The 25699-nt window shown below is 30.8% G+C and carries 29 protein-coding genes; 26 read left to right on the forward strand and 3 right to left on the reverse strand.

Features of this window, described 5'->3' with window-relative positions:
• Nucleotides 1-18: 18 nt before the first annotated feature.
• The 6 genes from KPL54_RS07295 (at nt 19) to rho (ending at nt 6927) form a co-directional block, all read left to right on the forward strand.
• Entirely contained in the window at nt 19-1002 is a 984-nt protein-coding gene (locus KPL54_RS07295; protein WP_216105945.1) for a tRNA 4-thiouridine(8) synthase ThiI, read from the forward strand.
• Between the two features lie 14 nt (nt 1003-1016).
• On the forward strand, nt 1017-1439 hold the full coding sequence (locus KPL54_RS07300) for a DUF1934 domain-containing protein (protein WP_216105946.1): 423 nt from the start codon (nt 1017-1019) through the stop codon (nt 1437-1439).
• Nucleotides 1440-1565: 126 nt separating this feature from the next.
• Nucleotides 1566-1853 carry a ribose-5-phosphate isomerase gene (locus KPL54_RS07305; protein WP_216105947.1) on the forward strand — a complete coding sequence of 96 codons (288 nt, stop codon included), beginning with the start codon at nt 1566-1568 and terminating at the stop codon, nt 1851-1853.
• A 353-nt stretch (nt 1854-2206) separates the two neighbouring features.
• Nucleotides 2207-3814: a CTP synthase gene (locus KPL54_RS07310; RefSeq protein ID WP_216105948.1), complete on the forward strand. Its 1608-nt coding sequence runs from the start codon at nt 2207-2209 to the stop codon at nt 3812-3814.
• A 187-nt stretch (nt 3815-4001) separates the two neighbouring features.
• Entirely contained in the window at nt 4002-5240 is a 1239-nt protein-coding gene (locus KPL54_RS07315; protein WP_216105949.1) for a serpin family protein, read from the forward strand.
• Between the two features lie 217 nt (nt 5241-5457).
• Nucleotides 5458-6927: a transcription termination factor Rho gene (rho, locus tag KPL54_RS07320; protein ID WP_216105950.1), complete on the forward strand. Its 1470-nt coding sequence runs from the start codon at nt 5458-5460 to the stop codon at nt 6925-6927.
• A 157-nt stretch (nt 6928-7084) separates the two neighbouring features.
• On the opposite strand, the gene rpmE is transcribed toward rho, so the two are convergent.
• Nucleotides 7085-7303 (reverse strand): 50S ribosomal protein L31, encoded by a 219-nt coding sequence (gene rpmE / locus KPL54_RS07325; RefSeq protein ID WP_151553952.1) that lies wholly within the window; start codon nt 7301-7303, stop codon nt 7085-7087.
• Nucleotides 7304-7657: 354 nt separating this feature from the next.
• Here rpmE and KPL54_RS07330 point away from each other — a divergent pair, with 354 nt between their 5' ends.
• The 9 genes from KPL54_RS07330 (at nt 7658) to upp (ending at nt 14383) form a co-directional block, all read left to right on the forward strand.
• Nucleotides 7658-8242 carry a thymidine kinase gene (locus tag KPL54_RS07330; RefSeq protein WP_071611063.1) on the forward strand — a complete coding sequence of 195 codons (585 nt, stop codon included), beginning with the start codon at nt 7658-7660 and terminating at the stop codon, nt 8240-8242.
• A 2-nt stretch (nt 8243-8244) separates the two neighbouring features.
• On the forward strand, nt 8245-9150 hold the full coding sequence (locus KPL54_RS07335; RefSeq protein WP_216105951.1) for a DUF1385 domain-containing protein: 906 nt from the start codon (nt 8245-8247) through the stop codon (nt 9148-9150).
• A 54-nt stretch (nt 9151-9204) separates the two neighbouring features.
• A complete protein-coding gene (gene prmC, locus KPL54_RS07340) occupies nt 9205-10083 on the forward strand; it encodes a peptide chain release factor N(5)-glutamine methyltransferase (protein ID WP_268038529.1) in 879 nt (292 codons plus the stop codon).
• A 118-nt stretch (nt 10084-10201) separates the two neighbouring features.
• Complete coding sequence (gene prfA, locus KPL54_RS07345; RefSeq protein ID WP_216105953.1) at nt 10202-11278, forward strand: peptide chain release factor 1; 1077 nt, start codon at nt 10202-10204, stop codon at nt 11276-11278.
• Between the two features lie 28 nt (nt 11279-11306).
• Nucleotides 11307-11882, forward strand: coding sequence for a hypothetical protein (locus tag KPL54_RS07350; RefSeq protein WP_216105954.1), 576 nt, complete (start codon nt 11307-11309; stop codon nt 11880-11882).
• Between the two features lie 27 nt (nt 11883-11909).
• Complete coding sequence (locus tag KPL54_RS07355; RefSeq protein ID WP_216105955.1) at nt 11910-12956, forward strand: L-threonylcarbamoyladenylate synthase; 1047 nt, start codon at nt 11910-11912, stop codon at nt 12954-12956.
• A gap of 54 nt (nt 12957-13010) precedes the next feature.
• Complete coding sequence (locus tag KPL54_RS07360) at nt 13011-13208, forward strand: hypothetical protein (RefSeq protein WP_216105956.1); 198 nt, start codon at nt 13011-13013, stop codon at nt 13206-13208.
• A gap of 75 nt (nt 13209-13283) precedes the next feature.
• Complete coding sequence (gene rpiB, locus KPL54_RS07365) at nt 13284-13733, forward strand: ribose 5-phosphate isomerase B (protein ID WP_216105957.1); 450 nt, start codon at nt 13284-13286, stop codon at nt 13731-13733.
• Nucleotides 13734-13753: 20 nt separating this feature from the next.
• The gene (gene upp / locus KPL54_RS07370; RefSeq protein ID WP_216105958.1) at nt 13754-14383 is read left to right on the forward strand and encodes a uracil phosphoribosyltransferase; all 630 of its coding nucleotides are present in this window, start codon (nt 13754-13756) and stop codon (nt 14381-14383) included.
• 370 nt (nt 14384-14753) lie between these two features.
• On the opposite strand, the gene KPL54_RS07375 is transcribed toward upp, so the two are convergent.
• Nucleotides 14754-15299 carry an NADH peroxidase gene (locus KPL54_RS07375; protein ID WP_216105959.1) on the reverse strand — a complete coding sequence of 182 codons (546 nt, stop codon included), beginning with the start codon at nt 15297-15299 and terminating at the stop codon, nt 14754-14756.
• 202 nt (nt 15300-15501) lie between these two features.
• A complete protein-coding gene (locus KPL54_RS07380; protein ID WP_216105960.1) occupies nt 15502-16197 on the reverse strand; it encodes a Crp/Fnr family transcriptional regulator in 696 nt (231 codons plus the stop codon).
• Nucleotides 16198-16335: 138 nt separating this feature from the next.
• Here KPL54_RS07380 and KPL54_RS07385 point away from each other — a divergent pair, with 138 nt between their 5' ends.
• The 11 genes from KPL54_RS07385 (at nt 16336) to atpG (ending at nt 25694) form a co-directional block, all read left to right on the forward strand.
• Nucleotides 16336-17076, forward strand: coding sequence for an ATP-binding protein (locus KPL54_RS07385; protein ID WP_216105961.1), 741 nt, complete (start codon nt 16336-16338; stop codon nt 17074-17076).
• Between the two features lie 140 nt (nt 17077-17216).
• Nucleotides 17217-17705 carry a deoxycytidylate deaminase gene (locus tag KPL54_RS07390; RefSeq protein WP_216105962.1) on the forward strand — a complete coding sequence of 163 codons (489 nt, stop codon included), beginning with the start codon at nt 17217-17219 and terminating at the stop codon, nt 17703-17705.
• A 99-nt stretch (nt 17706-17804) separates the two neighbouring features.
• Nucleotides 17805-18833 carry an MraY family glycosyltransferase gene (locus KPL54_RS07395; protein ID WP_216105963.1) on the forward strand — a complete coding sequence of 343 codons (1029 nt, stop codon included), beginning with the start codon at nt 17805-17807 and terminating at the stop codon, nt 18831-18833.
• A gap of 69 nt (nt 18834-18902) precedes the next feature.
• The gene (wecB, locus tag KPL54_RS07400; protein ID WP_309245366.1) at nt 18903-20033 is read left to right on the forward strand and encodes a non-hydrolyzing UDP-N-acetylglucosamine 2-epimerase; all 1131 of its coding nucleotides are present in this window, start codon (nt 18903-18905) and stop codon (nt 20031-20033) included.
• Between the two features lie 661 nt (nt 20034-20694).
• On the forward strand, nt 20695-21069 hold the full coding sequence (locus tag KPL54_RS07405) for an ATP synthase subunit I (protein ID WP_216105964.1): 375 nt from the start codon (nt 20695-20697) through the stop codon (nt 21067-21069).
• A 4-nt stretch (nt 21070-21073) separates the two neighbouring features.
• Complete coding sequence (locus KPL54_RS07410) at nt 21074-21754, forward strand: F0F1 ATP synthase subunit A (RefSeq protein ID WP_216105965.1); 681 nt, start codon at nt 21074-21076, stop codon at nt 21752-21754.
• A 33-nt stretch (nt 21755-21787) separates the two neighbouring features.
• On the forward strand, nt 21788-22030 hold the full coding sequence (atpE, locus tag KPL54_RS07415; RefSeq protein WP_071611079.1) for an ATP synthase F0 subunit C: 243 nt from the start codon (nt 21788-21790) through the stop codon (nt 22028-22030).
• Nucleotides 22031-22090: 60 nt separating this feature from the next.
• The gene (locus KPL54_RS07420) at nt 22091-22576 is read left to right on the forward strand and encodes a F0F1 ATP synthase subunit B (protein ID WP_216105966.1); all 486 of its coding nucleotides are present in this window, start codon (nt 22091-22093) and stop codon (nt 22574-22576) included.
• Between the two features lies 1 nt (nt 22577).
• Entirely contained in the window at nt 22578-23111 is a 534-nt protein-coding gene (locus tag KPL54_RS07425; protein WP_216105967.1) for a F0F1 ATP synthase subunit delta, read from the forward strand.
• A 16-nt stretch (nt 23112-23127) separates the two neighbouring features.
• Nucleotides 23128-24645, forward strand: coding sequence for a F0F1 ATP synthase subunit alpha (gene atpA / locus KPL54_RS07430; RefSeq protein ID WP_216105968.1), 1518 nt, complete (start codon nt 23128-23130; stop codon nt 24643-24645).
• Between the two features lie 194 nt (nt 24646-24839).
• A complete protein-coding gene (gene atpG / locus KPL54_RS07435) occupies nt 24840-25694 on the forward strand; it encodes an ATP synthase F1 subunit gamma (protein WP_152749745.1) in 855 nt (284 codons plus the stop codon).
• Nucleotides 25695-25699 lie beyond the last annotated feature (5 nt).

Below are 25699 nucleotides of genomic sequence, written 5' to 3' on the forward strand. Positions count from 1 at the left end.
AAGAGAGGCGAAATACTTATGACAACAGCTTTGGCTATGATTTCCGGAGGCCTTGATAGTACTCTCGCAGCAAAACTTGTAAAAGATCAAGGAATAGAAGTTATTGGTATATGCTTTAAATCAAACTTTTTTGGAGAAAAAAATGCATTGAAAATGGTTAAACAAATAGATATACCACTAGAAGTTATAGATTTTTCAGATGAACATTTTGAAATGATGAAAAATCCAAAACATGGTTATGGTAAAAATATGAATCCTTGTATTGACTGTCATGCCATGATGATGAGGTATTGTGGAGCATTACTCGAAAAATTCCATGCTGATTTTATTATTACAGGAGAAGTTTTGAACCAAAGACCTATGTCTCAAAACAGATCATCTTTAGACATAGTAAAAAATGAATCCGGAGTAGGACATAAAATATTAAGACCATTATGTGCAAAAAATCTTAATCCAACTCAAATGGAGATTGATGGTCTAATAGATAGAGAAGCGCTTATGGATATAAAAGGAAGAAATAGAAAGGTTCAAATGGAACTTGCGAAGTCGTGGGGTATTTTAGATTATCCATCACCTGCTGGTGGGTGTAAACTTACTGAACCTAATTATTCTATGAGACTTAAGGATCTTTTAGATCATAAAGAAAACCCAACAAAAACAGATTTAGAATTACTGAAAATAGGAAGGCAGTTTAGATTGTCTAAAGATTCAAAAATTATATCTACAAGAACGGAGAAAGAGGGAGACATTTTAGAACAATGTTTAACTGGAGAGGATTTGATGTTTTTAGCTAAGGACTATAACGGTTCTACAGTTGCTATAATAGGTATTGCTACAAATGAAGACATTGAATTCGCAGCAAGAATAACGGGCAGGTATTGTAAGGGACGGGGCGAGAAAGTTGTATCTATTAGTTATGGAAAAGATGACCAGACTCTAGATAGGTCTATAGATGCAATGCCTGCAACAGATGAGCAAATAAATAACTATATTATAAATTAGTGAGGGGCAAGTTTATGGAGAAGAACGCAGTAATTTCAGTAGTTAGCAGACAGTCTGATAGTGAAGAGGATGGAGATTCAATTGAAGTGGTAACACCTGGTAAGTTTTACAAAGAAGACAATTGCTATTATGCAGTATACGAGGAAACAGAGATTTCAGGAATGGAAGGAACTACTACTACATTTAAAATTGATGAAGAAAAATTTACACTTATAAGAACTGGAACTACTAACACTGAGATGAACTTTAAAAAATATTCAAGAGACTTAACTTTATATAATACACCTCATGGAGCATTAGATCTTACGGTTGATACTAGAGAACTAAAAATGAACGTAGATAATAGAGGCGGAAATGTATTTATAGATTATGATATGATAATAGGAAATCAACAAGTTTTGAGTACGATTTTGGAAATTAAGATTAAAGCACAATAAAAATTAAGGCTATGTTCTATTTAGAATATAGCTTTAATTTTTTAATTTCATTTTATGGATAGTTTTTATGAATATATGTCAATAATTTAATTGATGAAATAATTCAAAAAACTTGGGAGTGGTTTAATGTTGAAAAATATTGATTATGAAAAGATAATAGAAGCTATCTGTTATGTGAAAGGTATAAAGAGACATGAATCATTAAAAATATTAAAAGATAGAGAATGTAAGTATATATTATTCTTAGTATTACAAAAGCATAAATGTGATGATGTTGAAATTGCTTATAAGAATTTTTTGATTTCTGGCAAAAGAGCTGCTAATTATGGATTAAAAAAAGCAGAGGAACGATTTTTCATTAATAAAGAATTTAGAGAGATGTATTTTGAAATAGAGAATATATTAGGGATATAAATATAGATATTTGATGAAATTAAGAAGTATAAGGCCGATTGCAAGGTAAATCTAAATTATGTTTATGTAAAGTTTAAACACTGAAAATAAAATTAAAAGTAAAAAAAACAAAAAAACAAAAAAAAGACTGGTGAATGATAAAAAAATGTGATAAGATATTAATATTGTTTTTAAAAAAACCTATACCATTATATTTAATGGGTAATTTCTATTATAAAATTGTAAACAACATTTGTCAAGCTATTTTAAAAATAATTAGTATAAACTTTCAAAAATCTTAAAGTAATACATAAGCAGTATTTAAAGAATAAATAGCAATTAAGAAAAAGTTATAAAACACAGGAGGAGTTATTATGAGTAGTACTAAGTACATATTTGTTACAGGTGGAGTAGTGTCATCTCTAGGTAAGGGAATAACAGCAGCTTCATTAGGTAGGCTTTTAAAAAATAGAGGTCTTAAGGTTTCTATTCAAAAATTTGATCCATATTTAAATGTAGATCCAGGTACCATGAGTCCATATCAGCATGGGGAAGTTTTTGTTACGGATGATGGTGCGGAAACAGATTTAGATTTAGGACATTATGAGAGATTTATTGATGAGAATCTAAGCAAGAGTAGTAATGTTACTACAGGAAAAGTATATTGGTCTGTTATATCAAAAGAAAGAAGAGGCGATTTCTTAGGCGGTACAGTACAAGTAATACCACATATAACTAATGAGATAAAAGAAAGAGTTTATAGAGTAGCTAAAGAAAAAGATGTGGATGTTGTTATAACTGAAATTGGTGGAACTATTGGAGATATTGAATCTTTACCTTTTTTAGAAGCTATAAGGCAGGCCCAATATGAAGTGGGAAAAGAGAATGTTTGTTTTATCCATGTTACGTTAGTACCATATTTAAGAAAAGCTGGAGAACTTAAAACAAAACCTACTCAACATTCTGTAAAAGAACTAAGAAGTATAGGTATTCAGCCAGACATCATAGTATGTAGATCTGAAAAGGAAATATCTGAAGATATGAAGGCTAAAATTGCAATGTTCTGTAATTTAGAAGCGGACTCTGTAATTCAAAATTTGGACGCTGAAAATTTATATGAAGTACCACTTATGCTTCATAATGAAGGATTAGATACTTTAGTATGTAAAAAATTAAAACTAGACTGTCATGAAATAGATAATACTGCATGGATAGATATGGTTGATAGATTAAAAAATTTATCTGGAAATGTTAAAATAGCATTAGTTGGAAAATATGTTGAGCTTCATGATGCATATATTTCTGTTGTTGAGGCACTTAGTCATGGAGGCCTCGCAAATGATTGTAATGTAGAAATTAAGTGGATAAATGCTTGTGATGTAACATCTGAAAATGTAAGCGAAATATTAGGTGATGTTCACGGAATATTGGTTCCAGGTGGATTTGGTGATAGAGGAATAGAAGGTAAAATTGAGGCAACGAAATATGCAAGAGAAAACAAAGTGCCATTTTTAGGAATATGTCTTGGTATGCAGTGTGCTGTTATAGAATATGCAAGAAATGTAGCAGGACTAAGCGGAGCTAATAGTTCTGAAATTGATCCAGAGACTAAGTATCCAGTGATAGATTTAATGCCAGATCAAAAAGATTTGGATGAAAAAGGTGGCACTATGAGACTTGGTTTATATGCATGTAAGTTAGCAAAAGATTCAAACGCTCATGAAGCTTATGCAGATGAAGTAATATATGAAAGACACAGACATAGATATGAATTTAATAATGAATATAGAAAAGCAGTAGTTGCGCAGGGACTTTCACTTACGGGAACAAGTCCTGATGGAAAATTAGTAGAAATAGTTGAAATTAAAGATCACCCTTGGTTTGTTGGAGTTCAGTTTCATCCAGAACTTAAATCTAGACCCAATAACCCTCATGTACTATTTAGTGATTTTATTAAAGCAGCGATAGAAAACGATAAATAATATTAAATTACATCCTATAGAGTGGACAAATGAAAAAAGTCTACCCTGTGGGATTTTTTTTTGCAATGATTTTATGATAAGTGAAACTTTAAATGGACTTGGTTCGTATATGAATTATAAATACATATTTACCATTTAGAAACAATTATGGCGTAGTGAAATAATCATAAGGTGAGGCGAAAACAAAATGAAGTATAAAAGAATATTATTAGTAGGTATGTCTCTTGCAATGACTTTAAGTATTGCTTGCAGTCAAAAGGGACCAGATAAAGTTATAAGCGATTATAATATAAAAGCAAAAGAGCTTAGTCAACCAGTGAAGAAAGTTAGTGATGCCAATAATATAATGGCATTTAGAATGCTAAAGTCAACTCTAGGTGTAAATAAAAATATAAACACTATTATATCACCAATGAGTTTAAGTACTGTTTTGTCTATTACACAAAATGGAGCTGGTGGTAGTACTAAGGAAGAAATGAAGAAGGCTATTGAATTGTCAGGAATTGATGATAAAACTATTAATGACGAATACAAAAATATCATAGCAAATTTTAACAGTATAGAAGGACTGAAAGTTAAAATGGCAAACTCCATATGGATTGATAAAGGTACAGAAATTAAAGAAACATTTAAAAACATGGGTAAAAAATATTATGAATCAGAAATTAGGGACGTAGATTTTTCTAAAAGTAAAACTACAGACACTATAAATACGTGGATAGCTAAGCATACTGCAGGGAAAATCAAAAAAATCGTAGACAAATTTGATTATGATACCGCAATGGTTTTAGTTAATACTCTGTATTTTAAAGGAGACTGGGCGGTACCTTTTAAAAAGGAGAACACTCAGAAGAAGGACTTTAATTTGTCAAATGGTAGTAGTAAAAAGATTGATATGATGAATGGCGATATTAATGTAGAATATTTAAAAGAGAATAATTTTGAAGCAATAAGGATACCTTATAAAGACAAAAAATTTGGTATGTATGTTTTACTACCAAATGCAAACAGTAGTGTTGAATCATTAATGAAGGAAATGAGTTATGAAAACTGGAATAAGTGGAAAAAACAATTTAAAGCTGAAGAACGTATTGTTGAAATGCCAAAACTTCACATAGAATATGAGCAAGAGCTAAATAAAATGTTAATGGGCTATGGAATGAAAAGAGCGTTTAAACCTGGGGCAGATTTTTCAAAGATGAGCAAGGATAATGATTTATACATATCTCTTGTTAAACAAAAGTGTTATATAGATGTAGATGAGAAGGGAACTGAGGCCGCAGCGTCCACTGCTGTAATTATGAAGGAAACATCAGTTAAACCTCTTGAGTTAAATAAATTTATTGCAAATAGACCGTTCATATATGTCATTACGGACAATAAAACAGATTCTATTTTATTCATGGGAAATGTTGAAAAACCTTAAAAATGTACATTAATAAATAATTAACAAAATTTTAGATAAAACTCAGAATCTACAAAAACTGAGAATCTTAAATAGAGTGGATTAAAATTATGAAATAGGATATAATTAACACAATATATCATTTCAAAAAATTCAGTGGATAGTATACACGTTTTAAATTTCCATGATATTTATAAAATAGATATTACATATGAAATACCCTTCGGAGGTGCAGATTTTGATAAATAAAGATTTCGAGAATATTACAGTTGTCGAGCTAAGGCAGCGATGTAAAGAACTTGGTATTAAAAATATTTCTAAACTTAAAAAAAGTGAGTTAATTGTAGAAATCAACAAGGCATCACAAGTTTCTATGCAAAAAGATGGAGTAATTTTAAGAGAAAAGATAAGCCCCAAAAGCTCTTCTACAGTTGAAGAAAATGTTATAGATAATTCAGAAAAACATATCGAAACAAATTCAGCTCCAATTACTAAACCTACTTCTAATGAAAATATTGATACAGGTTTTAAAAATCAAAATGAAAATAAAAAAGAACAATTGCAAGAAATGATAAATGAATCAGGGTCGGCAAGAGGCGTGCTCGAAATAATTGAAAATAATAGCTATGGTTTTCTAAGAGGACACAATTATCTATCGGGTTCTGATGATATTTATGTTTCACCATCTCAAATTAGAAGATTTAATTTAAAGACAGGTGATGAAGTAGAAGGTAAAGTTAGAACACCTAAGGAAGGCGAAAAATTCAAAGCTTTACTATACGTACTGAAGGTAAATGGAGAAAATCCAGAGAGAGCAGTAGGTAGAAAACCTTTTGAAAAGCTAACCCCTATTTATCCAACACAAAGGCTTATACTTGAAACTAATGCAGCCGATTTATCTTCAAGAATGATGGATATTATTTCCCCTATAGGTAAAGGACAAAGAGGCATAATTGTAGCACAGCCAAAAGCAGGAAAAACGACACTTCTTAAAAAAATCGCTAATAGTATCTCGATAAATCATCCAAAAGTAAAATTAATAGTTGTTTTAATAGATGAAAGACCAGAAGAAGTAACTGACATGCAGAGATCTATTAAAGGCGAAGTTATATATTCAACATTTGATGAAGAACCAGATCATCATACAAAAGTAGCTTCTATGGTGCTTGAAAGAGCTAAAAGAATGGTTGAACAAGGTCAAGATGTAGTTATCTTACTAGATAGTTTAACTAGGCTTGCTAGGGCTTACAATTTAACTATAACACCTTCTGGAAGAACTTTATCTGGAGGACTTGATCCTAGCGCGCTTTTGATGCCAAAAAAATTCTTTGGAGCAGCTAGAAATATTGAAGAGGGCGGAAGTTTAACTATACTTGCGACAGCTCTCGTAGAAACAGGAAGCAGAATGGATGATATGATTTTTGAAGAATTTAAGGGAACTGGTAATATGGAAGTTCACTTGGATAGAAAACTTCAAGAAAGAAGAATATTCCCAGCTGTTGATATCTACAAATCAGGGACAAGAAGAGAAGATTTATTGCTTACAAAGATTGAGATGGAGACTATATATAATTTAAGAAAAATAATGTATAGAGAAGGCAATGCTTTGGGCGTAACGGAAAAACTTCTTAATTTATTATCTACGACTAAGAGCAATAAGGAATTTTTAGAAATGATAAATAAGAATTTTGAATTATTAGCTAGATAATATGCAGCTCTGCAGGAGCTGATTAAAGTAAGTAGTATAAACTATTTAAACGGCATATAAAAAGATAGTATAATTATTTTCTATCTTAATTATATGCCGCTTATTATTTTATAAATGAAAAAATGGAAAAGATAATTAAATCTTTTCCATTACTATATTATTCTACATCTTCATTTTTTATGTTAAATTTCTTCATGAATCTATCAACTCTTCCGCCGGCATCAATATTCTTTTGCTTACCAGTATAGAATGGATGGCAATTAGAACATACGTCTACTTTAAGTTCTTGTTTAGTAGATCCTGTAGTAAAAGTGTTTCCACATGCGCATTTAACGATTGTATCGTGATGATATTCTGGTTGTATTTCTTTTTGCATATTTTTCACCTCTTTTTAAAATAAATATATACCCGTATTGTCAACTATTCAATTTTATCATATAATTAATAATTAAGTCAATAAGAATAAAATTATTTTTTTACTTTATTATATAGTATATATTTGATAAAATATATATGGTTAAAATTTTTATTTGATTTAATGACATTTTAGAAGGAAAGTCTCCCACTTCTATAAGTGGCAGTTAATTACATTAGCAGAAATAAAACTTTAGTGGGAATATAAATTTCCTTCTGAAGTCGTCAATGCATCTTCTAGGTCATTGTTTCAGCGACCCAGGAGATGATTTAACTGTAATTTTAAGAGGCGGTTGAATAAACTGGAGGTATAAATATGTACGGACCAAAAAATCATGGCTGGGTGGAAGTTATTATAGGACCTATGTACAGTGGAAAATCTGAGGAACTTATACGTAGAATAAGAAGAACTAAAATTGCAAAGCAGAAAGTGCAGGTTTTTAAACCGGAAATTGACGATAGATATAGTAAAGACGATGTGGTATCTCACTGTGGAGAAAAGGAAGAAGCAGTTAGGGTTAAGAATAGCTTGCAAATATTAGATCTTTTAGATGCTGATACACAAGTTATTGCCATCGATGAGGTACAGTTTTTTGACAAGGGCATTATAGATATAATTACATCACTTGCCGATAATAACAAAAGAGTTATATGTGCGGGACTAGATATGGATTTTAGAGGTGAACCATTCGGACCTATACCAGCACTACTCGCAATAGCGGAATTTGTTGATAAAATTCAAGCGATTTGTGTAGTGTGTGGTAATCCTGCTACTAGAACTCAACGTCTAATTAATGGGAAGCCGGCTAAATATGAAGATAAAATTGTATTGATTGGGGCTACGGAGTCATATGAAGCAAGATGTAGAAAGTGTCACATTGTACCTAAAGAGGGGGTTTAACTATGGCTAGAAATACAAGTGTTGGAGGCCAAGCAGTAATTGAAGGGGTTATGATGAGGGGGCTTGCAGGAATTGCAACCGCTGTGAGAACTGAGCAAGGAGAAATCGTAGTTGAGAAAAAAAGTTACACATCATATACTAAGAAGAATAAATTGGTAGGCCTACCAATAATAAGAGGATTCATTTCTTTAATTGAATCATTAATTATAGGCGTAAAGACATTAAATTATTCAGCTTCTTTTTTTGAGGAGGAAGGTGAACCTTCAAAATTAGATAAATGCATACAAAAATTGTTCAAAGAGAAAAGTAATGATGTAGTTATGGCGATATCTCTTGTAATTTCTTTGGCTCTATCTGTAGGATTGTTTTTTATTGTGCCAACCTTTGTGGCTAATTTGTTTAGTAAATTGGGTACAAGTACAATGGGTATGAATATTGTAGAGGGAATTATTAGAGTTTTAATATTTTTGTTATATGTGTATCTAATAGGGAAAATGGAAGATATTAAGAGGGTGTATGAGTATCACGGTGCAGAACATAAAACTATATTTTGTTATGAGAACGAAGTTGAATTAACTCCAGAAAATGCGGCTAAATTCGGAAGGCTACATCCAAGATGTGGAACAAATTTTTTGTTTCTAGTTATGATAGTTAGCATTATAGTGTTCTCTTTAACTGGTTGGAACTCAATTGGAGAAAGAATAATGTATAGAATTATATTACTTCCTTTCATTTCAGGCATAAGTTATGAAATTATTAAATGGATGGGGAAAAGCAAAAGTAACTTATCTAAAATTCTTTCTTATCCAGGACTTAAATTACAAAACTTAACTACAAGAGAACCGGATTTATCTCAATTAGAAGTGGCAATAAGAGCACTTAAAGTTGCAGAAGGAATTGTAGATTAATTAGTATAAAACATAGAAATTATGAATAATATTTACACGAAATGAATGGAGGTTGTGAAAATTAATATAGAAAAAGAAAATACTATACAGGAAGTACTTTTAGAGTCATATGAAATTTTAAAAAAGGTCAATATTGAAAGTTATTTGTTAGATTCACAACTTTTGCTTGGTAAAGTTTTAAAAAAGGATAAATTGTTCATAATGATTAATAGAGACATTAAAATTAGTATAGAACAAGAAAATGAGTTTTTTAGGTTGATTAAGATTAGAAAAAATAAAATGCCTATAAAATACATTCTTGGCGAGTGCGAATTTATGGGAATGGATTTCATAGTAAGGCCAGGAGTTTTAATACCAAGACCCGATACTGAAATTTTGGTTGAGGAAGTAATTAAATATATAAAGGAAAAAGGTCTCACGCAAATATGTGATGTTTGTACTGGAAGTGGAGCTATTGGTATATCAATAGCTGAGTTTATTAAAGAAACCCTGGTAACGCTTTATGATATATCAGAAGATGCTTTAGCTGTGGCAAAGCTAAATATAGAAAGATTTAAATTGTCTAAAAGAATTAATATAGATCGGAGTGATTTGCTACAAGTAGCAATAAATCAACATATAAAATTTGAAGTAATAGTTTCTAATCCGCCCTATATAAGAAAAGAGGTTATACCTACTCTAATGGATGATGTAAAAGGTTATGAACCATTTATAGCACTATGCGGTGGGGAAGATGGTCTTGATTTTTATAGGAGAATTACAAAAGAAAGCATATTAGTTTTAGAAAAAGGTGGACTTTTAGCTTTTGAAATAGGATATGATCAAAAAGAAGCAGTTACAGATATCTTGCTTAAATCAGGATTTAATAATATAGAATGTATTAAAGATTTATCGGGAAATGATAGGGTTATTAAAGCTACATTAGTGGATTAATTATCTAACGGAATAGTTGTTATAAGAGAGAAATGATTGGATAGAAGCAATTTGTATATTGCATCTGATTATGATATAATTAACTAATGTGAAAATATATATACGGAGTGATAAAAAAATGTTAGATAGACTTGATTTTACGGAAAATAAATATGATGAACTTTCAATAAAAATTAGTGATCCGTTGGTTATTGCTAATCAAAAAGAATGGCAAAAACTATGTAAAGAACATGCGGGACTTGAAATAATTGTTACAAAATATAGAATATATAAAAATGCAAAACAAGATTTAGAAACAAATAAAGAAATGCTTAAAGAAGAATCAGATAAAGAAATGAAAGATATGATTCAAGAGGAAATTAAAGAATTAAATGAAATTAAGGAAACGATGCAGGAAGAATTAAGAATTTTACTTTTGCCTAAGGACCCAAATGATGAGAGAAACGTATTTGTGGAAATTAGAGCAGGAGCTGGTGGAGATGAAGCCGCACTGTTTGCAGCAAATCTATTTAGAATGTATACAAGATATGCAGAACGTAATAGATGGAAAGTTGAAGTTATGAGTGCTAATGAAACTGATATTGGTGGATTCAAAGAAATAGTATTTATGATAAAAGGTGAATCTACATATAGTAAATTCAAATACGAAAGTGGAGTGCATAGAGTTCAAAGAGTACCAGACACAGAGTCGAGTGGAAGGATTCATACGTCTACAGCAACTGTAGCAGTTTTACCTGAAGTTGATGATGTAGATATTGAAGTTAGTGCAAATGATTTAAGAATAGATGTGTTTAGAGCATCTGGTAATGGAGGACAATGCGTTAATACAACAGATTCAGCAGTAAGAATGACGCATATTCCAACAGGGCTTGTAGTTTCTTGCCAGGATGAAAAATCCCAATTAAAAAATAAAGAAAAAGCTCTAAAGATACTGAAATCTAGATTATTTGACAGAGCTGAAGCTGAGAGATCAGCAGGAATAGCTGAAGAGAGAAAGAGTCAAGTAGGTACTGGAGATAGAAGTGAGAGGATAAGAACATATAATTATGCTCAAGGCAGGATAACAGATCATAGAATCGGGTTAACTTTGTATAAATTAGATGCTTTTCTTGATGGAGACATAGATGAAATGCTGAATAGCTTAATAACTGCTGATCAAGCAGAAAAGATGAAAGCAATGGGAAATAATAACTAAAGTATTATTATGAGTGAAAGGTGAAATTATGAATATAAATAAAGCCATTAGAAAGCAAAAAAAAACTTATAAAAGGTTTATGCTATCAATGTGCTTTATTTTTGTTTTATTACCAATTGCACTAATGATATCAAATATTATGAGTATGTTTTTTATAATTTATTTGATTTGCATAGAGGTAATGATTACTTTTGTGTTACTTCTTAGAATTAATGAAGAATATATTGATTTCAAACAGAATGGTTATAAAATCAGTATATGGTGTGGAATAACAAGAGTTAAATTTATAATTATATGTAAAAAAGTTGATTTAGTGCATACAGAGGGTCATGGTAGGAATTTGAAAATTATTATAATAACAAAATCGGGGTTTAGAAACAAAAGAATTCGTCCTGTGGATATAAATTTTTTTATGAAATACCCTTATGTAGCTAAAATGTATATTGAAATTAAGACTCAAAATCCGGAAAAAACATATTACTATTTTGTAATTAATAATGGTGGATTTAGAAAATATAGTTTATTAAATGATTTATATAAAACTTGTAACCAAGCAGTGTTTTCGGATGATGCTATAGAAAATATAAAAGAATATAGAGAATAGGTGTTTATAAAATTAAGAGGTGTAAGGATGGATACAAAGATTGTGATTTTAGATGTAAATAATATAGCACAAGATACAATTAATGAAGCGGGCATAGTTATAAAAGAGGGTGGATTAGTTGCTTTTCCTACAGAAACGGTTTATGGCCTTGGAGCAAATGCCTTAGATAAGACTGCTGTAGAAAAGATTTTTAAGGCGAAAGGTAGACCTCAGGATAATCCACTTATTGTGCATGTAGCTAATCGTAATATAGAGACGCTAGTTAAGGAAGTACCAGATATAGCTAAGGAAATAATGAGTAAATACTGGCCAGGGCCAATAACATTAATTTTCGATAAGTCTGATTTGATTCCAAATACTACGAGTGCAGGTCTTGATACTGTAGGTATACGTATGCCATCAAGTGTTATTGCGAGAAAACTTATTGAAGCAGCTGGAACGCCTATTGCGGCTCCATCAGCTAATATATCTGGCAGACCTAGCCCTACAGAGGTGGAAAGTTGTATTGAAGATTTAAGTGGGAAGATAGAATATATTTTAGGCGGAGAGAAAAGCCAAATAGGCATTGAGTCAACAATAGTTGATTGTACATGTACTCCACTTTGCATACTTAGACCAGGAGCTATAACTATTGAGATGCTAAGAGAGATAGATGATGAAATATATATTGATAAGAATGTAATGTCTAAACCAAAAAAAGATTTTAAGCCTAAGGCGCCTGGTATGAAGTATAGGCATTATGCACCAAAAGCCCCAGTAAAAATTATATGTGGAGACATAGAAAAAACTATTGCAAAAATCAATGAAATAGTGCAAACTAATATGGGCAACAAAAAAATAGGGATTATTGCAACTGATGAAACTAAAGATAAATATCCTTTTGGCACTGTTGTTTCTTTAGGAAATAGAAAACAGTTAGAGACTGTGGGTAGAAACCTATTTGAAGTTTTAAGAAGTTTTGATGCTATAGATGTAGATTTAATATTATCAGAAGCCTTTGAGGAAAAGGGCCTTGGATATGCTATAATGAATAGGCTTAAGAAATCCGCAGGTTTTGATATAACTTACGTATAGGTAGATAAAACTTATAATTTGTATATGTTTTAGGAAAATATAAGGAGGCTGACTATGGATATATTATATGTTTGTAATGAAAAAATGGAAAGAAGCTATATTTTGAAAGCTGTTTTCGATAAAATATGTATTATAAACAAAATAGTCCCCCAGGTTAGGAATATTTTATTTTCTTTAAAACAAATTAATAGTTCAAAAAATAATGTGTATTTATTATTTGATAAGATATGGAAGATAGTAGCATTTGAATAATTTATTTAAATGATGATATCTTCTTTTTTTGTAATATTATATATTATAGCAAAAATATTTTGGAGGTGCTTTACAATGAGGATAGCATTGGGTAGTGATCATGGTGGTTTAAGCTTAAAAAAAGAAATAATTAAACATTTGAAGAGTAAAAATGTTGAGGTAACAGACTTTGGTACTCATACTGAAGATTCTTGTGATTATCCGGATTATGCACTAAAGGTTGCACGAGAAGTAGTAGCAGGAAACTTTGAATTAGGAATACTCGTATGTGGTACAGGGATTGGAGTAAGCATTTGTGCTAATAAAGTACCTGGAATACGGGCTGCGCTGTGCGCTGATACTTTTAGTGCCCACGCAACGCGCGAGCATAATAATGCTAACATACTTACGCTTGGAGAACGAACTACCGGAATAGGATTAGCTTTAGACATAGTAGATACTTTTATTAATGCTAAATTCTTAGGCGAAAGACATCAAAGAAGAATTGATAAAATTACTGAAATTGAAAAAAAATACTGTAAATAAAATATTAGGAGGAAACACATATGAGTAAAGTAACACAAATTACACACCCACTTATACAACATAAATTGGCATATATAAGGGACAAAAACACAGGTTCGAAGTATTTTAGAGAGCTAGTTGAAGAGGTTGCTATGCTTATGGCTTATGAAGTTACACGTGATATACAATTAGAAGAAGTAGAAATCCAAACTCCTATTTGTACTACTAAATGTAAAGTTCTATCTGGAAAGAAAATGGCTATAGTACCTATACTTAGAGCAGGCCTTGGAATGGTTGATGGTGTTCTTAAACTTATACCAGCAGCTAAGGTTGGACATATTGGAATGTATAGGAATGAGGAAACGCTTCAACCAGTTGAGTATTTCTGTAAATTGCCTCAGGACATTAGTGAAAGAGATGTAATTATTACGGACCCTATGATTGCGACCGGTGGATCTGCAATGGATGCAATTTCAGCTCTTAAGAAAAGAGGAGCAAAGAACATAAGACTTATGTGTCTTATAGCAGCACCAGAAGGAATTAAAGCTATTAGTGACGCACATCCAGATGTAGATATATATGCAGCTTCAATTGATGAAAAATTAAATGAACAAGGATATATAGTGCCAGGTCTTGGAGATGCTGGAGACAGATTATTTGGAACTAAATAAAAAGTTTTAGGCAAATAAACAAAAGGTAAAAATAAAAAGCAACTTACAGAAATTATTCTGTAAGTTGCTTTTTACTGTGGTATACATTATTTCTGTTAGATATATCTTGTTATATCTATAATAGTATGACTTTTTCCGGAAGTGATTCCAAATAAGAAGAGCAGAAACATTGAAAGTTGATTTAGAAATTCTTGTTTGGCAAATATAAAATTCTCGTGAGACTTCCTGGAAGGAAGTCTAGCGAACCGGCGCAAGCCGAATGTGAGTGCTAGATAATTTTATATTTGCCAAACATTAGAATTACTTAATCAACTTTCACGTTTCAAACTCTTATTTGGAGTTCTGAAGGGAAAAGTCATAGGATACTCTCTTATTTGAAATATCTAGTAAGTAATCCTTGGAATGCACGACCATGACGAGCTTCATCTTTACACATTTCATGTACTGTATCATGTATAGCATCATAGTTAAGTTTTTTAGCTAAAGTAGCTAAATCTTTTTTACCTTGACAAGCGCCATGTTCTGCATCAACTCTCATTTCAAGATTTTTCTTAGTATCAGCTGTTACTACTTCTCCAAGCATTTCTGCGAATTTTGAAGCATGATCAGCTTCCTCAAAGGCAATTCTTTTATAAGCTTCTGCGATTTCTGGGAAACCTTCTCTATCAGCTTGACGACTCATTGCTAAGTACATACCAACTTCAGTACACTCTCCAACAAAGTTAGCTCTTAATCCTTCAACAACGTCAGCGTCTACTCCTTTGGCAACTCCAACTTTATGCTCATCTGCCCATTCCATGTCACCTTCAGTTTTCTCTATAAATTTATCACTTTTAGCTCCACAAACAGGACAGACATCAGGTGCAGATTCCCCTTCATAGATATATCCACATACTGTACAAACAAATTTTTTCATATATAATTCCTCCTCGTATTCTTTTGAGTAAGATTACAATTATAAATTGTATCCTCTCATATATTAGTTATATTATTTAATAAGTAGAATCAAAATTAGTGTTTATCTTTGCTACAATTACAACTATACATCAATGGATAACAATTATCAAGTAAAATTTAATATCTTTTAAGAAACAGTTCGGGAATATTCGACAATTGGATCAAATCAGAATATCTTCAATGCCACTTAAATCTTTTATTTGAAATAGATTTTTATTAAAATCTATTAATCCATCACTTTTCATATTAACAAGTTCTCTTGAGAGAGATGGCCGTTGTACACCAAGATGCTCAGCAAGATTTTTCCTTGACATTGGAAGTACTAGTTCTAAATTTTTTTGAATTTCATATTGAGATAATAAATAGTTAGATATTTTTTGTCTTAAAGTTTCAAAAGATAGTTCTTTAATTTTTCTATTTAATAGAAGAATTTTGCTAGATAATAATTGCATGAAATTATTCAATACTATAGGATAGGAGCTACACATAGATATAACATCTTTTTTTGAAATATATAGTATTATTGAACCAATAGATGAGATTATAGTAGCGGGATATATATTTGTCTCTGAGAAAGCTATTGCTTCACCAAAAATCTTTCCTTTATTTAATTTTGCTAGGGTAACAATTTTTCCGCTAGCATAATGTTTTTGAACCTCTAGTTCACCTTCGATGACAATTCCTAGTGAGTCACAGATATCTCCCTCAAGGGCTACTATAGATGTGTGATAATCATCACTATTTTTAGAGCTATTGGAAATTGAATAGTTTATACTTGTAATTAAATTTTGAAGCTCTAGAGAAGTTAAACCTTTAAATAAAATACAGTGTTTTAAATTATTTACTAAATTATCCAACGAATCACCCTTAAATTTTTATTTTGGTAACATGAGTTACATATTATTATAAGTAATTTTAATATAATTAGACTATACAGTCAATCGAAAAGTTAATTAGTAAGCAAATATATATTTAAAAATTTGGGAGGTTATAAAATGAAAAGAAATATCATTAATATAGATGAGAGTAAATGTAATGGTTGTGGATTATGTATAAATGCCTGTCATGAAGGAGCAATAGAGCTCGTTAGTGGTAAGGCTAAATTAATAAGTGATGAGTATTGTGATGGATTAGGTGATTGTCTGCCGGAATGTCCAGTTGATGCTATTAAAATAATTCAGAGAGACGCTATGAGTTATGATGTTAAGGCTGTTTTAATTAAAAAGGAACAAAGTGATAATAAAGAAGGTAAGAAGAGTGATTTACCTTGTGGATGTCCTGGTACAATGGAAAAGTCTATAAAAAGAAATATAAAATCTAATTTAGTACAATCAAAAATTAGAGTAAACACGAATGTAGAAGAATCAGCAGCATCAATGTTAAATCAATGGCCAGTTCAGCTAAAGTTAGTTAACTCAAAGGCAGGATTTCTAAAAGGAGCAGATATATTAATTGCTGCAGATTGTACTGCATATGCTTATGGAAATTTCCATAAGGAGTTTATTAAAGGGAGAATAACTTTAATAGGTTGCCCGAAGCTTGATGATGATGACTATTATAGAGATAAAATTGCTGAAATATTAGAAAACAATGAAATTAAGAGTATTACGGTTATTAGGATGGAAGTACCCTGTTGTGCTGGTATTGTTTTTTCTGTAAAGGAAGCTATGCTTAAAGCTAGAGTAATAGTTCCATACAAAGAGATAACTATCGGCATAAACGGAGTAATAATATAGTAAATTAACATATATAGTTTATCAAACACTTTAAATTTTTATTGTTTTAGTGTAAAATAATAGTGATTGATTATTAGATTAAAATTTTATATTTGATTTTTATCTAAATAATTAAAATATATTTTATATGAGGTATAATTATGAAAAGAATTGACAAGCATAATTATTATTTGGATATATGCGAAACAATATCTGAGCGAGGAACTTGTTTACGCAGGAATTTTGCAGCTATTATAGTGAAAAATGATGAAATTATGTCTACCGGATATTCGGGAGCACCTAGAGGAAGAAAAAATTGTTGTGATTTAGGCGTATGTAGGAGAGAAGAGCTAAAAGTTCCAAGAGGGACAAGATATGAACTTTGCAGATCAGTACATGCAGAGCAAAATGCAATTATATCATCAAGACGAAGCGATATGTTAGGAGCAACGCTTTATTTGGTAGGTAAAGAGGTAAGCAGCGGTGAATTAGTTGAAAATGCATCCCCATGCTCTTTATGTAAAAGATTTATAATTAATGCAGGTATAGAGAAAGTAATAATTAGAGACGATAAAATACAATATAAGATAGTATTTGTACAGGAATGGATAGAAAACGATGACTCAATTCAAGGTGATGGTGGATATTAATTATGAAATCTTGTAAAGCAAAGTTAACTATTAATTTCATGGATTTTAGTCTATATTTATCAAATAAAAACACCGTTTTTGTGAAAGAAAGGTCTTTTTATGAGTGATAGATATGTTTTAGCAATTGTTACAGCTTTAATTTCTGCTGTATTTACACCTTTAGTTAAGAAATTAGCAATAAGGGTTAATGCCATTGATGTTCCTAAAGATACAAGAAGAGTTCATACAAAACCGGTACCAGTTATGGGTGGACTCGCCATATATATAGCTTTTGTTTTAGGAGTAATTTTATATAATGGAATTTTAACGACCTCTCAAACGGGTATAATCATTGGCGCGACTGTAATTGTTATTGGTGGAATTATTGATGATATTAAAGATTTAAGACCTAGATATAAACTCCTTATACAAATTATAGCGGCTATATGCTTATTGATGTCAGGTGTGAAAATATCTATGATAACCAATCCTTTTAGGGATTTTTATCCCTTTATAAGCATGGGATGGATTAACATACCAGTGACTATAATATGGATTGTGGGTGTTACTAATGCATTTAACTTAATTGATGGATTAGATGGACTAGCGGCAGGCATAGCGTTCATATCATGTGTTACTCTAATGATAGTTTCTATACTTAGTGGAAGACTAGAAGCTGCATTTTTAACAGCGGTCTTAAGTGGTGCGATTTTAGGCTTTTTGCCATATAATTTTAATCCAGCATCTATATTTATGGGGGATACTGGCTCTCAATTATTAGGGTTTCTCTTAGCTGCTATTTCAATTGAGGGGGCTATTAAATCTGCGACGGCTTTTGTAATTGCAGTGCCAATTTTGGCGTTTGCATTACCTATTTATGACACACTTTTTGCTATGATAAGACGAAAAGTTCATGGAAAACCTATAATGCAAGCCGATAAAGGACACTTGCATCACAGGCTATTGGCTATGGGCCTTAGCCAAAAACAAGCAGTTATTATCATGTATTTTATAAGTGCTATTCTAGGTGGTATTGCTATCATAGCTATGCAAATTAGTACACAAAGGGCATATTTTTTATTAGCAACGGTAGGAGTAATTACTGTTTTAGTAGCATGGAAATATGGTATATTTGATCAAAAGGATTAGGTTATATATTATTTTATAGTTTCCTAGCTTATATGTGATAATAAATTGAATTTATATAGGAGGTATCTGGTGGAAAATATTAAAATTATGGTTATATTTGGTACGAGGCCTGAGGCCATAAAAATGGCACCTCTAATTAAGGAACTTGAAAAAGTTCCTCAAATAAAATGTAAGGTATGTGTTACCGCACAACATAGAGAAATATTGGACCAAGTTCTTGAAATTTTTAACATAAAACCTGAGTATGATTTAAACATAATGAAAACAAAACAAAGTTTAACAGGGATAACATGTTCTGTGATTTCTGGACTTGAGGAAATTTTTGATAAAGAAAAGCCGGATATGGTTTTAGTACATGGAGATACTACTACTACTTTTGCGGCAGCACTTGCAGCGTTTTATAGAAAGATACCTGTAGGGCATGTAGAAGCAGGTCTTAGAAGTCATAATAAATATTCACCTTATCCTGAAGAGATTAATAGAAAATTGACTGGTGCCTTAACAGAGCTACATTTTGCACCTACAACTATCTCTAGAGAAAATTTATTACGAGAGGGAATAGATGAAAAGAATATTTTTGTTACAGGAAATACAGTTATAGATGCTATGAAATATACAATAAAAGAAAATTATGTTTTTGAAAATCATGAGTTAAATTTAATTGATTTTAAAAACAAAAAAATTATAATGGTTACGGCTCATAGAAGAGAAAATTGGGGAATTGGAATTGAAAATATATGCAAAGCTTTAAAAACAATTGTTGAAGAAAATCTAGATGTAGAAGTATTGTATCTTGTTCATCCAAATCCAGTAGTTAAAGATGTGGTTTATAATATTTTAAAGGATGTTTCTAGAATACACCTGCTTAGACCTATAGATACTAGGGAAATTCATAATTTAATGAAAAAATGTTATCTTGTAATGACCGATTCAGGAGGAATTCAAGAAGAGGCACCTCATTTGGGAAAACCAGTTTTAGTGCTTAGAGATGTTACGGAGAGGGTAGAAGCCCTGAGTGCTGGCACAGTGAGGCTGGTTGGAATAGATAGAGATAAAATAATACTCGAGGCTAATAAGCTAATTAGAAATGTAGAAGAGTATAATAATATGAGTAAATCAATTAACCCTTATGGTGATGGGAATGCTTCGGTTAAGATAGTGGATGCACTGGTAAACTACTTTAACGACATTTCAATTTGAAGTTGCGTGGATAAATTTAAGAATTAAATTCTTAAATTTATTTTTTTAAAATTCTAATAAATAAAGCAGTCTAAAATAACAGCAGTGAAGATTATAAAATTCATAATCATGAGTAACAAGAAATTAGGTCTGAGTATATTAAATATCAAGGTATAAGGTATATAAGAGCCTATATACTTAAAAACATCATTAAGTAGAGGTATATTGGCGAGTATAACTGGTGATAATAACATGAAATGACAATGATTAAAAGAAAAAGTGAAATATTGAAAACTATAACTTGCAATTGTTTCTAAGAAACAATATACTTAACTGGTAATATTTAAAAATATAAATCATTTGTAACTGTTTACTCAAATAAAATGCACATACTAAAGTTAATAAAACCCATTGACAGTGGAAGATACAATGTAATATTATGAATGTTAAGAAAGTTCATAATATTATTAAAATGTAGTTTAATTGAATAATATAGATTTATAATTAGTTATTTAGACGTATTAAACCATAATAAGGAGTTATATAGAGGAATAATGGTATTTAGATGAAAAAAAAGATGAATTTGGCTTTAAAACTTGAGATATCAAGGAATTTGGAGTTTTATTTATGAAAATTAGTAGACTATAATTACAATATTGTTAGAAAGTAAGGAGAAGTAAAAGTGAATAGTGATTTTAGGAACATGTTTAAAAAAATTGCTATATATGATTTCTTTATTTCATTGATTTTTATTACAATAATTTATTTTACAGCTAAATCATATACATTATTTTTTTTATTAGGGATAATAATAGCACTAATGAATCTTTATGTTAATGGTATTACAGTAGAGTATTCTCTTGAGAGTAAAAATTTAAAAGGTAAAGGTATGATTGTAGTAGGGTCTTTTATAAGAGTTTTATTAGTGAGTGTTATTGGGTTTGCTATTGGCAGACACAATATGTTCAATATAATTGCATATATCTTCGGATATAGTGTGCAGTTCATAGCTTTAGTGTATTACGGAATAAACAACAAGAATAGTGAAAGGAAGTGATTTAATGGATAAAATAGCGCCGTTATTTCATATTAAATTCTTTGGGTACAGTATTGGGATTGCAGGAAGCATATTTGTTCAGTGGTGCATGATAGCCGTAATAGCTATATTATGTGCAATCTTTACAAGAAACTTGAAAATAATCCCCGATAAGAAGCAGAATATAATAGAAATGATTATGGACTTTATTAACAATCTTGTCAAAGACAATATGGGAGAAGAATATATGGGGTTTGTACCTTATGTAGCAACAATAGTTGTCTTCCTTAGTATTGTAAATATCTCAGGAATGGTAGGTATTACACCTGCAACATCAGATTATAGTGTATCGTTGGCGTTAGCATTAATAACATTTGTTGTTGTTCAATGGTTTGCTATAAAGAAGATAGGTATAGGGCACTATTTTAAAGGGTATGTTGAACCATACGCATTTATATTACCTATCAATCTAATGGAAAGAGTTATGTTACCAGTATCATTAAGTTTTCGATTATTTGGAAATATAACTGCAGGGGTTGTAATAATAGATTTGGCATATACAGGCTTAGCTAGTTTGAGTGGATTTGCCCAATTTTTAATACCTATACCCTTGCATTTTTATTTTGATTTGTTCGATGGACTTATTCAAATGGTTATTTTTGTTATGTTAACTATGATTAACATAAAAGTAATAGCAGAGCATTAAATTTAGTTTTTAAAAATTAAGGAGGAATATATTATGGCTATAGATTCAGCAACAATAATCACAGGAGCATCTGCAATAGGCGCAGGTCTTGCAGCAATAGGATGTATTGGCGGAGGAATAGGAACAGGTAATGCTGCAGCTAAAGCTGTAGAGGGAGTAGCAAGACAACCAGAAGCTAGAGGATCTATAATTAGTACATTAGTAATAGGTGCAGCATTCTCAGAAGCTACAGCTATTTATGCATTCTTAATAGCACTAATTTTAGCATTTAAGTAAAATGGTACATATCAAAATGAAAAATTTTGAAATTAGGCCTAAAGGGGGCTTTAATAGATTATGAATTTGACTATAAATTGGAATACAATTATATGGACTATAATAAATTTTATTGTATTGGGATTAATATTAAGGTACTTTTTTAGTAAGCCAGTAAATAAGATAATGGATGATAGAAAAAATGGAATAAATACATCTATTAAAAATGCTAAAGATAATGAACAAAAAGCAGAAAATTCAAGAATAGAAAAAGATAAATTATTACATGATTCAAAGACAAAAGGAAGAGAAATAGTAGAAGAGTATAAATTGAAAGCTCAAAACATTTCTCAGGAAATCATTGATGATGCGAAAAAAGAGTCAGTTACACTAATGGACAGATCAAGAGTCGAAATAGAAAGAGAAAAAGAAAAAGCAGCAAGTGAAATTCAAAAACAAGTTATAGATTTATCTTTAATATTATCTGAAAGAGCTCTTGAAAAACATATTGATGAAAAAGAGCATAGAAAATTAATAGAAGATTTTATTGTTAAGGTAGGTAGCTAAAATGTATGAATACTTATATAAGAGATACGCATTAGCACTATATGAAGTTGCCGATGGAAAAGGGAAAGTAGAAGAATATTTAGATGACTTGCGGGAAATTGTTTCGCTTATTAAAAACGATGTTGATTTCCTAAAAGTTATTAAACATCCCAAAATCGGTACATCTAAAAAAAAGGAACTTTTTACTGAACTTTTCAAAGGTAAAATAGATGATGGATTGTTATCATTTTTGCTTATACTTATAGAAAAAGATAGAATATTGTTTCTCGAAGCAAACCTTAAAGAAATGGAGAAAATACATCTAGAGCGTACCAATACACTATTAGCAGAAGTTAAGACAGTAATTCCCCTTGTAGAAACTGAAAGGGAGAATCTCAGGCTTAAATTAGCAAAGATGTATGATAAAAAGATTATTTTTGATGAAAAATTAGATAATAAAATTATTGGTGGAGTATATATAAGAATCGGTGATGATGTTATCGATGGTACAATACAAAGCAAATTAGATGAAATGAAAAAATTAATGTTTAAATAGGAAAAGAGGTGAGTTTATGAATATAAAACCAGAAGAAATAACATCTATAATAAAAAAAGAAATCGAAGGTTATAAAAAAACAATTGAAACTGTCGACTCTGGAACAATAATTCAGATAGGTGATGGAATTGCAAGGGTTTATGGATTAGATGAATGTATGGAAAATGAGCTTTTAGAGTTCCCTAATGGCATATTTGGTATGGCATTAAATTTAGAACAAGATAACGTAGGATGTGTGCTTTTAGGATCAGAAGAGGGAATCAAAGAAGGCGACATAGTAAAAAGAACTGGTAAGGTTGTAGAAGTTCCTGTAGGAGAAGCTTTAATAGGAAGAGTTGTTGATGCATTAGGTGTACCAATAGACGGTAAAGGACCAATTAAAACTACAGAGACAAGACCAGTTGAGGTAATAGCACCTGGAGTTATTTCAAGACAATCAGTTAAGGAACCGCTTCAAACTGGAATTAAAGCAATAGACTCTATGGTGCCAATTGGAAGAGGACAAAGAGAACTTATAATTGGAGATAGACAAACAGGTAAAACTGCTTTAACTACAGATACTATTATAAATCAAAAGGGCAAAGATGTTATATGTATATATGTTGCCATTGGTCAAAAACAATCTACTGTTGCGCATATTGTTAATACACTATCTGAAATGGGAGCTATGGATTATACAATAGTTGTAGCATCTACAGCTTCGCATTCAGCACCACTTCAATATTTGGCGCCTTATGCTGGATGCACAATGGGTGAATTCTTTATGCATAATGGTAAGAATGTATTAATAGTTTATGATGATTTATCTAAACATGCTGTAGCTTATAGAGCTATGTCATTATTACTTCGTAGACCACCAGGTAGAGAAGCATATCCAGGAGACGTATTCTATATTCATTCAAGATTGTTAGAAAGAGCAGCAAAACTTTCAGATAAATTGGGTGGAGGGTCATTAACCGCACTTCCTATAATAGAAACTCTTGCAGGAGATGTTACGGCATATATACCAACTAATGTTATTTCTATAACAGATGGACAAATATTCCTTGAAGCTGAATTGTTCCATTCTGGACAAAGACCAGCAATTAATGCTGGAATATCTGTATCAAGAGTTGGTGGAAATGCACAAATTAAAGCTATGAAACAAGTTACAGGAACTTTAAGACTTGAACTTGCCCAATATAGAGAACTTGCTTCTTTTGCTCAATTTGGAACAGATCTTGATAATGATGCTAAAATGAGGCTGGAAAAGGGTAAAAGATTAATGGAGATATTGAGGCAAGATCAATATTCACCAGTATCAGTAGAAAAACAAGTTATGATTTTCTTTGCTGGGGCTGGTAACCGTCTTGCAGATATTCCAGTATCTGAAATAACACGATTTGAAAAAGAATTTTTTGAGTTTATGGATACACATCATGGAGAAATAGGTAAAACAATAATTACAAACAAAGTGTTAGATGATAAATTAAAACAACAACTTACTGAGGCTATAGATGAATTTAAAGAAATATTCGCTATTGATGATAAGTAAGAGAAGAGTTTAATTTAAAGATAAGTAAGAGAAGAGTTTAATTTAAAGATAAGTAAAGAGAAGAATTAATTTAATTAAATATAAGGAATCAATTAATATAGCACCTTTAAGCTATAATTAATTTGTGTTGACTATATATTATCAGAGCTAAATGGCATTGATAATATATAGTCAAGACTAAAGAGAGGTGAAACATGGCAGGTGCAGGGCTTGTTGCAATTAAACGAAGAATAAGATCTATAACAAATACTACGAAAATTACAAAAGCAATGGGATTAGTTTCGACATCTAAATACCAAAAGATAAGAAAAAAATTGGATACTAATAATAATTATGTAGATAAGCTTGAGGAAGTTATTAAACAAGTTAAAGATAATTATGACGAGGATAGTATTTATATAAAAGGGAACAAAAGTAGTAAGAAAATGTATGTTGTTTTGACTTCGGATACAGGTCTTTGTGGCGGCTTTAATTGGGCAATAGTAAATGAATTGATAAGTAAACTTAAAGACAATAAAGAAGAATACGATATAATTATAGTAGGCCATAAAGGAAGAGTTATATTCAAAAAGCTCAATATTGAAACTGTGGCTGAATATGTCGATATTTCGGATGTTCCTACTCAAAAAGAAGCCACTACTATTATTAATCATGCTTTCAACATGTATAATAATGATGAAATAGGTGAGGTTTATATTGTTTATAAAAAACTTATTTCAGCACTGAAAAATGAAGTTAAAATTGAAAAGTTACTTCCTCTAAATTTTGAAGATGAAGAAAATAGGAATAAAGAGTATGTAAATATTGAAGCAATAGATGAAAAAGCATTAGGTGAAATAACAACCTTATTTTTAGGTGGTAAAACACTAAATTCAATGTTACATTCAAAAGCAAGTGAGCATAAATCTAGAATGGAATCTATGGGATCAGCCACTGAAAATGCTAATGACATACTTGATAAACTTAATTTGAAATATAATAGAAGTAGACAATATTCAATTACACAAGAAATTTCAGAAATAGTCGGAGGAGCGGAGGCTCTAAAGTAGAAAGG

This window comes from Clostridium estertheticum, from assembly GCF_018861295.1.
Taxonomy (GTDB): Bacteria; Bacillota; Clostridia; order Clostridiales; family Clostridiaceae; genus Clostridium_AD; species Clostridium_AD estertheticum_D.

What these genes read in the sequence shown, in the direction of transcription:
- KPL54_RS07295 (WP_216105945.1), top strand. Translation starts at nt 19, where the DNA reads ATGACAACAGCTTTGGCTATGATTTCCGGAGGCCTTGATAGTACTCTC.
- KPL54_RS07300 (WP_216105946.1), top strand. Translation starts at nt 1,017, where the DNA reads ATGGAGAAGAACGCAGTAATTTCAGTAGTTAGCAGACAGTCTGATAGT.
- KPL54_RS07305 (WP_216105947.1), top strand. Translation starts at nt 1,566, where the DNA reads ATGTTGAAAAATATTGATTATGAAAAGATAATAGAAGCTATCTGTTAT.
- KPL54_RS07310 (WP_216105948.1), top strand. Translation starts at nt 2,207, where the DNA reads ATGAGTAGTACTAAGTACATATTTGTTACAGGTGGAGTAGTGTCATCT.
- KPL54_RS07315 (WP_216105949.1), top strand. Translation starts at nt 4,002, where the DNA reads ATGAAGTATAAAAGAATATTATTAGTAGGTATGTCTCTTGCAATGACT.
- rpmE (WP_151553952.1), bottom strand. Translation starts at nt 7,303, where the DNA reads ATGCAAAAAGAAATACAACCAGAATATCATCACGATACAATCGTTAAA.
- KPL54_RS07330 (WP_071611063.1), top strand. Translation starts at nt 7,658, where the DNA reads ATGTACGGACCAAAAAATCATGGCTGGGTGGAAGTTATTATAGGACCT.
- KPL54_RS07335 (WP_216105951.1), top strand. Translation starts at nt 8,245, where the DNA reads ATGGCTAGAAATACAAGTGTTGGAGGCCAAGCAGTAATTGAAGGGGTT.
- prfA (WP_216105953.1), top strand. Translation starts at nt 10,202, where the DNA reads ATGTTAGATAGACTTGATTTTACGGAAAATAAATATGATGAACTTTCA.
- KPL54_RS07350 (WP_216105954.1), top strand. Translation starts at nt 11,307, where the DNA reads ATGAATATAAATAAAGCCATTAGAAAGCAAAAAAAAACTTATAAAAGG.
- KPL54_RS07355 (WP_216105955.1), top strand. Translation starts at nt 11,910, where the DNA reads ATGGATACAAAGATTGTGATTTTAGATGTAAATAATATAGCACAAGAT.
- KPL54_RS07360 (WP_216105956.1), top strand. Translation starts at nt 13,011, where the DNA reads ATGGATATATTATATGTTTGTAATGAAAAAATGGAAAGAAGCTATATT.
- rpiB (WP_216105957.1), top strand. Translation starts at nt 13,284, where the DNA reads ATGAGGATAGCATTGGGTAGTGATCATGGTGGTTTAAGCTTAAAAAAA.
- upp (WP_216105958.1), top strand. Translation starts at nt 13,754, where the DNA reads ATGAGTAAAGTAACACAAATTACACACCCACTTATACAACATAAATTG.
- KPL54_RS07375 (WP_216105959.1), bottom strand. Translation starts at nt 15,299, where the DNA reads ATGAAAAAATTTGTTTGTACAGTATGTGGATATATCTATGAAGGGGAA.
- KPL54_RS07385 (WP_216105961.1), top strand. Translation starts at nt 16,336, where the DNA reads ATGAAAAGAAATATCATTAATATAGATGAGAGTAAATGTAATGGTTGT.
- KPL54_RS07390 (WP_216105962.1), top strand. Translation starts at nt 17,217, where the DNA reads ATGAAAAGAATTGACAAGCATAATTATTATTTGGATATATGCGAAACA.
- KPL54_RS07395 (WP_216105963.1), top strand. Translation starts at nt 17,805, where the DNA reads ATGAGTGATAGATATGTTTTAGCAATTGTTACAGCTTTAATTTCTGCT.
- KPL54_RS07410 (WP_216105965.1), top strand. Translation starts at nt 21,074, where the DNA reads ATGGATAAAATAGCGCCGTTATTTCATATTAAATTCTTTGGGTACAGT.
- atpE (WP_071611079.1), top strand. Translation starts at nt 21,788, where the DNA reads ATGGCTATAGATTCAGCAACAATAATCACAGGAGCATCTGCAATAGGC.
- KPL54_RS07420 (WP_216105966.1), top strand. Translation starts at nt 22,091, where the DNA reads ATGAATTTGACTATAAATTGGAATACAATTATATGGACTATAATAAAT.
- KPL54_RS07425 (WP_216105967.1), top strand. Translation starts at nt 22,578, where the DNA reads ATGTATGAATACTTATATAAGAGATACGCATTAGCACTATATGAAGTT.
- atpA (WP_216105968.1), top strand. Translation starts at nt 23,128, where the DNA reads ATGAATATAAAACCAGAAGAAATAACATCTATAATAAAAAAAGAAATC.
- atpG (WP_152749745.1), top strand. Translation starts at nt 24,840, where the DNA reads ATGGCAGGTGCAGGGCTTGTTGCAATTAAACGAAGAATAAGATCTATA.